This window comes from Paraburkholderia sp. SG-MS1, assembly GCF_012275575.1.
Lineage (GTDB): Bacteria > Pseudomonadota > Gammaproteobacteria > Burkholderiales > Burkholderiaceae > Paraburkholderia.
Genome location: NZ_NPIH01000245.1, coordinates 54,586 through 62,108, shown reverse-complemented (window position 1 = coordinate 62,108; position 7,523 = coordinate 54,586). Strand labels below are relative to the sequence as shown.

General features: G+C 63.1%; 6 protein-coding genes and 1 pseudogene. All 7 read left to right on the top strand.

Features of this window, described 5'->3' with window-relative positions:
- The first annotated feature begins 1 nt into the window (after position 1).
- The 7 genes and pseudogenes from CIC12_RS24530 to CIC12_RS24500 all read left to right on the top strand — a co-directional run bounded on the left by CIC12_RS24530 (position 2) and on the right by CIC12_RS24500 (position 7,460).
- On the top strand, positions 2-859 hold the full coding sequence (locus tag CIC12_RS24530) for an HpcH/HpaI aldolase family protein (RefSeq protein ID WP_168665291.1): 858 nt from the start codon (positions 2-4) through the stop codon (positions 857-859).
- Positions 859-1,049: pseudogene (locus CIC12_RS24525) on the top strand (thiamine pyrophosphate-binding protein); the annotation flags it as partial. The gene CIC12_RS24530 and the pseudogene CIC12_RS24525, both read left to right, overlap by 1 nt.
- Positions 1,050-1,233: 184 nt before the next feature.
- Positions 1,234-2,130, top strand: a complete 897-nt coding sequence (locus CIC12_RS24520; protein ID WP_168666985.1) for a phosphate ABC transporter substrate-binding protein — start codon at positions 1,234-1,236, stop codon at positions 2,128-2,130.
- A 150-nt stretch (positions 2,131-2,280) separates the two neighbouring features.
- Positions 2,281-3,636, top strand: a complete 1,356-nt coding sequence (locus CIC12_RS24515) for an MFS transporter (RefSeq protein WP_168667850.1) — start codon at positions 2,281-2,283, stop codon at positions 3,634-3,636.
- A gap of 245 nt (positions 3,637-3,881) precedes the next feature.
- Positions 3,882-5,279 carry a MocR-like ectoine utilization transcription factor EhuR gene (ehuR, locus tag CIC12_RS24510; RefSeq protein ID WP_168667848.1) on the top strand — a complete coding sequence of 466 codons (1,398 nt, stop codon included), beginning with the start codon at positions 3,882-3,884 and terminating at the stop codon, positions 5,277-5,279.
- Positions 5,280-5,442: 163 nt separating this feature from the next.
- A complete protein-coding gene (eutB, locus tag CIC12_RS24505; RefSeq protein ID WP_168667846.1) occupies positions 5,443-6,462 on the top strand; it encodes a hydroxyectoine utilization dehydratase EutB in 1,020 nt (339 codons plus the stop codon).
- Positions 6,459-7,460: a cyclodeaminase gene (locus CIC12_RS24500; protein WP_168667844.1), complete on the top strand. Its 1,002-nt coding sequence runs from the start codon at positions 6,459-6,461 to the stop codon at positions 7,458-7,460. The genes eutB and CIC12_RS24500 overlap by 4 nt, the downstream gene beginning before the upstream one ends.
- The last annotated feature ends 63 nt before the right edge of the window (positions 7,461-7,523 follow it).

Genomic DNA, 7,523 nt, shown 5'->3' with positions numbered 1-7,523 from the left:
CATGAGCGACACCCGCCTCAACAGCATCATCCGCGCATTCGAATCCGGCAAGCCCGCCTTCACCGCGTTTTCGAAACTGGACAAGCAGAGCGCCATCGAGATGAGCGATGCGCCGTATGACGGCATCGTCTTCGAAATGGAGCACAACCCGTACGACGTCTCGGCGCTCGGCGATGCATTGCAGTACATGCTCAACCGCAAGCAGATTGCCGAGTCCGGTTCAGTCGCACCGCGCGTGACGCCAATTGCCCGCATTCCGTCCAACGGTGTGGAGATGAATCAGGCGTTCGCCAAGCAGGTGCTCGATCGCGGCGCCTACGGCGTGGTGTGGCCGCACGTGGCGACGGTGGAGCAGGCCTGTAACGCGGTGGCCTCGTGCCGCTATGCGCGCCCGAAAAACGCGCCGCTATATGAGCCCAAAGGTGTGCGCGGCGATGGCCCCGCCACGGCCGCACGCTACTGGGGTTTGAGCATGGCCGATTACTACAGGAAAGCCGACGTATGGCCGCTGGCTCCGGAAGGCGAGATTCTCGTCGGCCTGATGTGCGAAAGCACCGAGGCGATCGGCAACCTCGACGACATCCTCTCGAACGTGCCCGGCATCGGCTTCATCCTGATCGGTGAAGGCGACCTGAGCCAGGAGCTCGGCTTTCCGCGTCAGTACGAACATCCCGAAGTGCTCGACGCAATGCGCCAGATCGTCGAGACCTGCCACAAGCACAACGTGGTGGTCGGCAATCCGCACACCACCGCGAAGAATCACGAGCGACTGCTCAAGGAAGGCTACCGCTTCCTGATGTCGGCGCCGCAGCGCAGCTATGGCGTGGTCGGCGCGGCGCGCGAGCTGGCGGGATACTGATGAACGGAGCCGCAAGCCTGGTCCGGACGCTTACCGCTCAGGGCGTCGACGTCTGGCTCGCGAACCCGGCACCTCGGAGATGCACTTCCTGAAGGCGCTGGAGAACCCGCAGATGCGCAGCGTCCTGTGTCTGTTCGAAGGCGTCTGCACAGGCGCAGCGGACGGCTATTACCGGATGAAAGGCAAGCCCGTGATCGATATCGATCGCCCGCGTATCGACTGGCTGGCGATGGCGCAGGGCATGGGCGTGCGCGCCGTCGCCGTCGACACGGCCGAAGCCTTCCATCAGGCGATGGCGGACTCGGTGAACGAGGCCGGTCCGTGCCTCATCGAGGTGAGGCTTTAACCCCATTCAAGCATAAGGACGCACATCAATGACAACGACGACCCTGACTGAAGTACCCACGTTGCGCACCAATCTGGCCGACTATCCGGTCACGAAGGCGATGAAGGACGGCCGCGTGGCGTCGGACATCGTGAAGCTCGACTATTGCGGACCGACGCCGGCCCATAACGGCTTCAAGGCGATGGTGCGCGAGAACAAATTCGACGCGGGCGAACTGGCGATCGTCACGTTCCTGCAGGCCAGGGCGTATGGCAAGCCGTACATCTTGTTGCCGACGCCGGTTTCCGGGCGCTTCCAGCATCATTGCGCGGGTTTCAACATCGACTTCGGCCACCTCGATCCGAAGGATATCGAAGGCCGGAAGGTCGGTGTTCGCACCTACACGCAGACCACCGCGCTGTGGATTCGCGGCATTCTGCGCCACGAATACGGGGTCGATCTCGACAAAGTGACGTGGATGACGCTCGGTGACGGGCATCTCGCGGAGTACCGCGACCCGGAGAACTGCGAGCGTCTGCCGGCGGGTTCGTCGATTCCCGAGATGATGCTCAAGGGGGAACTGGCCGCTGCGCTGCTCGGTGAAGACATGCCGAAGGACGAGCGGGTCCGCACGCTGGTGCCGAATGCGCAGGCGGCGGCGAAAGACTGGTTCGCACGGGAGAACGTGGTGCCGATCAATCACATGTTCGTGGTGCACGAGGACATCTCGAAGCAGCGCCCGGATGTGGTGCGGGAGCTGTACCGGATGATCGTCGAAAGCCGTGAGCTCGCTGAAGGGGTGCCTGCGGTGTTTCCGCCGATCGGGCTGGAGGCGAACCGCAAAGGTCTGCAACTGGCGATCGACTGGGCGCTCGATCAGAAGATCATTGCACGCCGTCTGTCGGTCGATGAACTGTTCGACGATGTGACGGGTAGCCTCGGGTAAACGAAGGAACACTGCGAGGAGCATCTGTGCTGAACTGATGCCCCTCGTAGCGACGTCCAGAAGTGATTCCGGCAAGAGTGTCGCCGGATAAGCAGCAAAGCAGTCAAATTTGCATCAAACAAAAAAACGCAAATGATCGGAGACGAATTGATGGAGACCACTCGGCAGAAAGGGATACGCCCTGAGAATCGCTGGAGCATTCTCATACTGCTTGCGCTCGGGCTGATGATCTCTTTTGTGGATCGCACGAGTATGTCCGCCGCGCTCGCGGACCATCAATTCGTGCGGGAATTCACGTTGACGCATGTTCAACGCGGCTGGCTCGGCTCCGCGGTGTTCTGGTCCTACGGTCTGCTCCAGTTGCCAATGGGCTGGCTCGTCGATCGCTACGGCGTGAAATGGCCTTACTCGATCTGCTTTGTGCTCTGGTGCCTGGCGGCCGCGGCCACCGGGCTGGTCACCACGCTATCCGCGCTGATTCTCGTGCGACTGCTGATTGGCGCCGCTGAAGCCGTGGTGGTGCCCGCTACATATCGCTACCTCGCCAACAATTTCAAGGAAACAGAGAAAGGCACGGCCCTCGGGATCTTTTCAATCGGCGGCAAGATGGGGCCGGCGCTCGGTGCGCCGATTGCGGCCTGGCTGATCGTCACGAGTTCCTGGAAGACCATGTTCATTGCCACGGGCCTGGTCGGGCTCATCTGGCTGATGCCATGGTTGATGCTGCTGCGCAACGATTTCCCGTCCAAAGCGGAGCTGACAGTGGCGAAGCAGCGGGCCGCCTCGGTTCCGCTTGGCAACCTGCTGGCAAGTCCGGTGGTGTGGGGTGGACTGATTACCAACTTCTGCTACAGCTATTTCTCCTTCTACTGCATGACGTGGATGCCCGCGTATCTGGTTGAACAGCGCGGCCTTTCGCTGAAGCAATCGGGGCTGTACACGCTCGTCAGTTTTGCCGGCATCGCGATTGTGGCGGCCTTTGCGGGATTGGCGGCCGACCGGCTCATCGCGCGTGGCCATGATGCGGTGGTGGTGCGCAAGTCGTTTATCGTGGCCGGGTTTATCGGTGGAACGACCGTCTTGCTGGGCGCGTATACGCCCTCGCCGCAGATGGCTTTGTTCTGGAATGTGGTTTCGCTCTCGCTGCTCGGCCTCGTCACCGCGAACAACCTGGCGCTCGTCAAACTGACTTTGATCCCCAGGCAGGCGGTCGGTTTGAACACCGGCTTGCAGCAGGTCGCCACCAGTCTGGCGGGCGGGATTTCGGCCAGCCTGTCGGGCTGGTTGCTGCATCTCGGGGGCAGCTACACGCTGCCCATGCTGGCGATTTTCGTGTTCCTTATGCTGGGCGCGACGAGCACCGTAGTGCTGTTGAGGCGGAAATGGGCGCCTAAAGTCAACGATTGCGGACTCGATCTGCAGCAGAGTGAAGGGGCGTTGGGGCAAAGCGCGCTATGCGCCGAGGTGCTGGTGTCGGAGACTCGATCGGCGCCGCGCAGCAGGTGATGCACTGCAACAACTTCCGTGCTCACGCCGTGTGCTTCGACGGGCGCTGCAAGTCGCTACTGCGCATCTCCACGAAGCGCCTACGCGCCGGTCCATTCAGCCCATCTCCCGACAACAACACAATATAGATCCAATTTTTATCCTCCAATGCTCTAGGACAATTGTTTCCGTACACCGTTTGGCCGCAATATTGGGGCGACGCAGACAAATGCGAAACGTGGAACCCCTACATTGCGGAGGCGGCGGTGATCGAGCAGTGGCGCGAAACTCTGCGCGCGGTACACGGCGTGGAATCTAAATACAAGCGGCTGGTCAAGGCGATCGCGGGCGACATAGAAAGCGCGTCGTTGCCGGCCGGCGCGCGTCTGCCGCCGCAACGCGACGTGGCAGCGGAGCTGGCGATCAGCGTGCAAACCGTCACGAACGCATATAAAGAACTGGAGCGGCAAGGGCTGATCCGCTGCGAAGTGGGACGCGGCAGCTTCGTGGCGGCGCGCGTCACCGAAACGATGTCGAGCTATATGCTCGACACCGCCGAGCGCTCGGTAGTCGACTTTTCGATTGCCCGCATCATTCATACGGCGGAGCACGATGCGATGTGGCGCAAAGTGTGCGCCACACTTTCCACTATCGACGACCAGCCCTGGATTCGCGCGTTCCGGCCGATTGCGGGTTTCGAGCATCATCGACAGGCCGGTATGGCGTGGCTCGCGTCGTTGGGCATGCCGGCGTCGGCGGATACGCTGCTCATCACGAATGGCGCGGCGCACGGCATCTTTCTGGCGCTGGCTTCGCTCGTGGGACCGGGCGACACGGTGCTGTGCGAAAGCCTCACGGATCACGGCGTGATCGGCTCGGCCAATGTGCTGGGCTTTACGCTGAAGGGCCTCGAGATCGACGAGTACGGCATTCATCCAGAACATTTCGAGGAGATGTGCGATAGCGAGCGCATCACGGCTCTCGTCTGCACGCCTACTTTGAACAATCCCACGGTCGCGCTGATGCCCGACTCGCGGCGCCGCGCAATTGCAAAGATCGCGGAGCGATACGGGGTGTACGTGATCGAAGACGATGTCTACGGTCCATTGCCCGCGAAAACCGCCACGCCGATTTCCAGTCTGATTCCGGACTTGTCTTTCTACTGCACGAGCCTGACGAAGTCGGTCATGGCTGGTTTGCGAATCGGCTATCTCGCCACGCCGCGGCGGCTCGCGCTGCGCGCCGAAAGCGTGCTGCGCGTGAGCAGCTGGATGGCGACCCCGCCGATGGCCGAGGTTGCGACACGCTGGATTACGGATGGCACCGCCGCGCGCCTCGTGGAGATACAGCGCGAACGGTTGGGGCGGCGTCAGGCGCAATTGCAGAAAACGCTCGGCAAGTATGTGCTCGGCGCGCACCCGCAAGCGCTCTCCGCCTGGTTGCGTGTGCCCGATCACTGGCGCACGGACCGTTTGGTGAGGGAGTTGCGCAATCGCGATATCGCGGTGACGTCTCCTGATCCATTTCTGGTGCGCGGCGCGGACCGGCCCAATGCCGTCCGCGTCTGCGTGGGCGCCGAAGTCGGCGAAGAGGTTTACAACGGCGCGCTGCAGACGATGCTCGACGTGTTCGAACAGTATCCGCAAGTGCACGATTTCGGGTGACGCAAGCCCGCTTTCGCACCCTGTGCATGAAATGAACTAGGACAATGAAAATCGCTTTTTAGAACATTAGACTGGGCCGGACTGAGAACGATGCAGCCGCCCCTAACGTGACAGGAAGGTACGGCGGCATCGGAAGCGAACCCTTTCGTGCAGAGCCAGGTCCATGTCCGTTCCTTCGCAGGCCGATCTATCGTTGGCCGATATCTACCGCGCGCGTCGCCGTCTCCAGGGGCATGTCCGTCACGCACCTCTGGTTGAATCGCCGAGCCTGGCGGCGATCGCGGGCGTGCCGGTCTTTCTCAAACTGGAGACCGTGCAGCCGACCGGCAGTTTCAAGGTGCGCGGCGCGACTAACGCGCTCGCTCACCTTGCGCAACAGGGCTGCCGGCAAGTCGTGACCGCCTCGACGGGCAATCATGGCCGCGCGGTTGCGCATGCGGCTCGCACGCTAGGTCTCGACGCGACCGTCTGCATGTCGGCACTCGTGCCCGCCAATAAAGTCGATGCCGTGCGCGCCCTCGGGGCGCACGTGCGGATTGTCGGAAAAAGCCAGGATGAGGCCGAACACGACGCGCTGAGACTCGTGCGCGAAGAAGGCTTCGCCTATGTCCCGCCATTCGACGATCCCCATGTGATCGCCGGGCAGGCGACGATCGGGCTGGAGATCATCGAGGCGTTGCCGGATGTCGCCAATATCGTCGTGCCGCTTTCGGGCGGTGGGTTGTTCGCGGGCGTGGCGTTCGCCGCTAAAAGCGCGAACCCTGCGGTCGGCCTCGCCGGCGTGACGATGGCGCGCGGCGCCGCGATGCACGCGAGCCTCGCGGCCGGGCAGCCGGTGCTGGTCGAAGAGGTCGAAACGCTCGCGGATTCGCTCGGCGGCGGCATCGGGCTCGAAAACCGCTACACGTACGCGTTCACGCGCGACCTGATCGACCAGACCGTGCTGCTCGACGAAGCGTCGATTGCGCGCGGCATCGCGCATGCCTACCGGCAGGAACGGCTCGTCGTGGAAGGCGCGGCGGCGGTGGGCATCGCCGCGGTGCTCGATGGCGTGCTGCCTGCTGAGCGGATTGCGCGGGGGCCGCTCGTGCTCATCGTGACCGGCGCCAACATCGATATGGATCTGCATAGGCGGATCGTCGATGCCACTTCGACGCGACCCGACCCGCACTCCACGCTATGACTTCCATCACGCTCCTCGGCGAAACCGAGCTTCGCAAGCTCGTGCCGCTCGATCTTGCCGCCATCGATCAGGTGGAAGCGGCCTTCCTCGCGCTCGCAACCGAAGCCGTCGCGATGCCGCCGATCCTTCGTCTCGACCTGCCTGACCATAACGGCGAAATCGACGTCAAGACGGCGTGGCTGCCACGCTTCGATAGCCTCGCGATCAAGGTGAGCCCCGGCTTTTTCGACAATCCGTCGCTCGGGTTGCCGAGTCTGAACGGGTTGATGCTGGTGTTGTCGGCGAAGACCGGTCTGACCGAGGCGGTGCTGCTCGACAACGGCTACCTGACGGCGGTGCGCACGGCAGCCGCGGGCGCGGTCGCGGCGCGTTGGTTGGCGAAGCCGCACACGCCGCAAGTCGCGGTGCTGGGTGCCGGCGAGCAAGCGCGTTTGCAATTGCGGGCGCTCATGCTGGTGCGGCGCGTGGAGCAGGTGCGCGTGTGGGCGCGCAACGCCGCCAGTGCGCGGGCTTTTGCGGAACAGATGAGCGCCTCGCTCGGCGTGCGATGCGACGTCGCGCGCGATGTTCACCATGCGCTCGCCGAGGCGGATGTCGCGATCACCACCACACCAAGCCGCTCGCCGCTGATCGAAGCCGCCGACTTGCACCCCGGTTTGCACATCACAGCGATGGGTTCGGATGCCGAGCACAAAAATGAAATCGCGCCGGCGGCATTGGCGGCGGTGCGCTACGTGTGCGACCGCGCGCAGCAAACGCGCGTGCTGGGCGAACTGCATCACGCGCTGGACGCGGGCGTGCTATCAGCCGACGCCGTGATAACGGAACTGGGCCAGGTGATTGCGCAACAGGCACTCGGCCGTGCGAATGACGCAGACATCACCCTGTGCGATCTGACCGGCACCGGCGCGCAAGACACCGCGATAGCCACGCTCGCAGTGAAGCGGGCGCGCGCGGCGGGCGTCGGTGCGACTTTCCGCAATGACGTAAAACGCTGAGCGTCGACAACATCAGGGGCGATCCAACTGGAACGGCACGGGAGCGTGGCTCCGTCGCCGAAG